This window comes from Rhizobium sp. BK377 (genome assembly GCF_014193935.1).
Taxonomy (GTDB): Bacteria; Pseudomonadota; Alphaproteobacteria; order Rhizobiales; family Rhizobiaceae; genus Rhizobium.
The window spans coordinates 1-3724 of sequence record NZ_JACIAC010000017.1; the positions used below are offsets into that span (position 1 = coordinate 1).

General features: G+C 54.0%; 4 protein-coding genes and 3 pseudogenes. 5 read left to right on the top strand and 2 right to left on the bottom strand.

The annotated features are described in order from the left end of the window. The 4 genes and pseudogenes from FHT92_RS29570 to FHT92_RS29030 form a co-directional block, all read left to right on the top strand. Positions 1-177, top strand: a pseudogene (locus tag FHT92_RS29570) (LysR family transcriptional regulator); the annotation flags it as partial. Positions 178-416: 239 nt separating this feature from the next. Then, positions 417-899: a hypothetical protein gene (locus FHT92_RS29020; protein WP_246735595.1), complete on the top strand. Its 483-nt coding sequence runs from the start codon at positions 417-419 to the stop codon at positions 897-899. Positions 900-1123: 224 nt separating this feature from the next. Then, entirely contained in the window at positions 1124-1573 is a 450-nt protein-coding gene (locus FHT92_RS29025) for an antitoxin Xre/MbcA/ParS toxin-binding domain-containing protein (protein WP_183749923.1), read from the top strand. Continuing rightward, a complete protein-coding gene (locus tag FHT92_RS29030) occupies positions 1570-2052 on the top strand; it encodes an RES family NAD+ phosphorylase (RefSeq protein ID WP_183831639.1) in 483 nt (160 codons plus the stop codon). The genes FHT92_RS29025 and FHT92_RS29030 overlap by 4 nt, the downstream gene beginning before the upstream one ends. A 132-nt stretch (positions 2053-2184) precedes the next feature. Here FHT92_RS29030 and FHT92_RS29575 read toward each other — a convergent pair. Further along, positions 2185-2408 (bottom strand): annotated as a pseudogene (locus FHT92_RS29575) (IS30 family transposase); the annotation flags it as partial. A 344-nt stretch (positions 2409-2752) separates the two neighbouring features. Then, positions 2753-3033: pseudogene (locus FHT92_RS29035) on the bottom strand (pyridoxal-phosphate dependent enzyme); the annotation flags it as partial. A 51-nt stretch (positions 3034-3084) separates the two neighbouring features. Between FHT92_RS29035 and FHT92_RS29040 the strand changes: the two are divergent. After that, entirely contained in the window at positions 3085-3453 is a 369-nt protein-coding gene (locus tag FHT92_RS29040; RefSeq protein ID WP_246735596.1) for a hypothetical protein, read from the top strand. Positions 3454-3724 lie beyond the last annotated feature (271 nt).

A 3724-nucleotide genomic window follows, 5' to 3' on the forward strand; every position in this document is an offset into this window, starting at 1 on the left:
ATCGGCTTCGTGCCGGAATGGACGCAGGATCTGCCGAACCGCGGTTTCGAGCTGAAGAAGGTACGCGGCATTGATTTCAAGATCGGTCTCGGTGTTGCCTGGAACAGGGAAGATCCGACCGCCGGCCGTGACGACATCATCGATATCGCAAGATCATTGGCACGGCCGGGCCGGTGAGAGGAGGAAGGTCGGCCGCACCGCGCCGAACCGACACGGCTGTCCGTTGTCTTACGCGGCCGTCACCGGTAACTCTCGAGGACAGCAGGAATCGTCACCGGGACACGAAGTAGACCGGTTGTTCAAGGGTAGGGGTATAATTGTTTAAAATATTCGCGAGAGTAGATCTTTTTCGAGGCTTGCAGGATCGGGAGTTTATCAAAAGATACGATTACCATGTCAGTGGCCTACCTATGGATATGGTAATTTTGTCTGTATTGATCCTGTTTGCTTTTGCGGTTGCGCGACGTGCACTGGAGATCGTTGGGCTGGGACTCGAATGGGTTCTGGCTTTTCTTCCGAAATACTACTTCGAACTGCCGTGGCTTGCAGAGAACCACCCGGCGCAAGTCTCTTTGTACGCCTGCCTATCGTTTTTCTTGATTATGTATGCGACATTCAAAACGTTTGTCTTCTCGCTGTACATTATTTTTATTCCGATGAGCCGAGAAATTTTAGTTAATGATCGAAAATCGGTAGTAAAGACAATTGCGATCTACCTATTGGTCTTCTTTACCCTAATTTTTCTTTTTCCGTTGCCGATCTACGGTGCAGGCGCTTCGACAACACTTCTCGGAAATGCCTATTTCCTGACATTTTTCAATATACTTTTTCTATGGATGCTGAGTGGGGGAATCTCTGCCACTGTTTTGCTGTGCAAGAGAAGCAAGAAACGAGATTAGGAGATACAAAGTGAATAAATCGGGTAGAGTCGGAACTTATAGAACTATGCCCGATTGGGCCAGTCTGGCATTCAGCACTACTTACGGAGCTGCGGCCGGTGTCATGGACTACGTGGCAGAGGGGGCGGACCAAGAACAGCGCCAGCTTCTCACTATATTTTCGCAGTTTGCTTTATGACCGGATGATCCTATATAATGTCTCACGTGAGCAAGGAGTGGTCACTATGTCATTTACGGCTTATTCCGATGTGGCCCGGCTGTTAGGGATACCATCTCTTACCAGATCGGGTGCCGATGTTTCGCCGTTGCGCCTGATTGAGCGCATCGAAGGGGGCCTTCCAGTCGAGAGCTTGCTGCGGATAGCAAATTCCCTCGCACCCAACGATATCAAGTTCATTTATAACGTGGTTCCGAGAGCCACCTTAAACAGGCGTAAAGCCCGATCGGACAACAAGCTTTCTGCCGATGAAGGTGCAAAAGTCACCCGCATTGCTAGGGTCTGGTCCGCAGCGGTCGACGTTTGGGGTTCGGAGGAAAGTGCACGTGCTTTCTTGTTTCGGCCACATGCGATGATCGAAGATAAAAGGCCGATCGATCTCGTCATTCAAAACGAACTCGGAGCGGAAATGGTTCTCGATATTCTTGGCCGTCTGAAATATGGGTCCGCCGCTTGACGGCTCAGGTCCTAGACAGAACGCTTCTAGCCTATCGCATCGGCGATCCGCGCGGCGCCTATCCTATTTTTGACGCAACCGGCTCGACCATCGCTCCCGGGCGGTGGAATACGCCCGCAAGCCCGATCATCTATGCTAGCTTGCAGTATTCGACCGCTCTCCTGGAAAAACTGGTGCACGGGTCGGGCGCACTGCCGCCGAACCAACACTATGTCGAGATCACCATAGCGGCTGGCGTGTCCTATGAAGTGTTTTCAGAGCCTGCTTTGCCGGGGTGGGACGCAATTCCGCCGCATGTCAGCAAAGTCTATGGAGAGACATGGGTGCAAGAGGCGCGCAGCGCTGTCCTCTTGGTGCCGAGTGTGATTACCCGAATCGAGCAGAACGCCATCATCAATCCAGCTCATCCCGAGTTTCGCAACATTGGTGCGAGCCTGCACCGGCCTGTCTTCTGGGATCGGCGGTTGTTTGGCTCGTAATTTATTGAGGCAGGCATCAGATGAAGGCGGATCGTTCTACAACTATCATTCAGCGCGCAGCGTTTCGTATAGCAATTTGATAATAATGTATAATTCCCTGTGAGTTCATGTCGAAGTGCGGCGCACGCGACGCTAGCCGGCACGTCGCATTTGCGCGAGTAGTTTCTTGCGAAAGACCTGCGCGGGAGTTCGGTAGCCCAAGCACTTCCGCGGCGTAGAGCTGAGCCGGTCGCAGATGTCCTTCAGCTCGCCATCGGTGATCGACAGGGGTCTACCTCTCGAAAGCCATTTGCAAACCGGCCATTGGTGTTATCTTCTTTCTCCCAAGGCGACTGTGGGTTACAGAACCAAGTCTGCCAGACTGGTATCTATCGCAAGTCGCACTTCATCCTTGAGCCAATGGTTATGTCATAACGTATCGCATAATCTATCGAAGGGAACCGGCCTTCGGGATCTTTGGCTTTGGGCGTCAGTCAACAGACAGGGTTGAGCGGCAATAATTTCCGCTTCTGGAACCCGAGCGAGCCTTCGCTGGCTGGTCAGCATCAGCAGTGATGGTGGTGGAGAGTGGCGCTAGCCAAGCTGATCGCCGAATGATGTGTTCGCGCCACATTCCGAACCGGCAGACTCTTGTTTGGCAATGAGAATCGCAGACGTTCAACCGCGAGCGGGGTTGTGAACTGACCGAAGCTGGAACTTGTTACCCCGCAACATTGTAAATCTCGGCAAGGTCGCGTAGATTCCAGTTCCCGCCAGACAACACTGCACACACTTTTTCGTCGCGCTTGACGTCTATCCTGCCCGCCAACAGTGCTCCGACGCCAATCGAGGCGGCTGGTTCAGCGATCAGTTTCGCATCCTTGGCAAGAGCACGCATCCCGGCGATGATGTGCTCGTCTTCAACTAGAACGATCTCGTCCACCTATCGATAATTGGATACGGGTTTTGACCTGGAACGCTTATCCTCAAGCCATCCGCAAGCATAGACAGACCGGCGTCCTCGTGGTCAGCGGCGGTATCGCCGCGGGCGCGATGCTCGGCGGCATTCTGGCCTCTTTCATCGAGCCGGCATTCGGCTGGAGGTCGCTATTCATGGTCGCGGGCGGTATGACGATCGTCGCGCTGGTCGTGGCGATTGTCCTTCTGCCGGAATCGATCCGTTTCCTGATCGCCCGCAACCCGAGCCATCCGGATGTCTATCGCCTTCTCAAGCGGGTATCGCCCTCGGCTGACATACCGCAGAACGCCCGCTGGATTGCTAACCGGCTGCTACTGACGGAAGGGAACCGGCTGTTCGAGGTGGATCCCGGCGGACCGACAATTAAGGAATTGATTTACCAATGTCGCTCCGGTTCGCGAGACGGGTCAAGGTCTCCGCGCCATACCGAACACCAGTGCTGATCCGGTCGTTGTACGTTGCTTGGCGGCTGGCGATCTGGCCTTCGCGCCATCTTTCGCCATTACTGCCCACCCCCTGCCTTGACGCCCGTTCCATTTGCGCCCGGCGTCGAAAGGTTCGAAAAGAATGGAGCGCCCGCCACAAACTCTCAACTAGGAAGCATTGTCCGCTGCGGCTCGTCTTAACTCGTTATCCGAGGCGAGCTGACGATCTTCAGGAACAAGGCCTTCATAGCCTCCTCAATACCCTCGGTTGGACTAACCGCGAAATAGA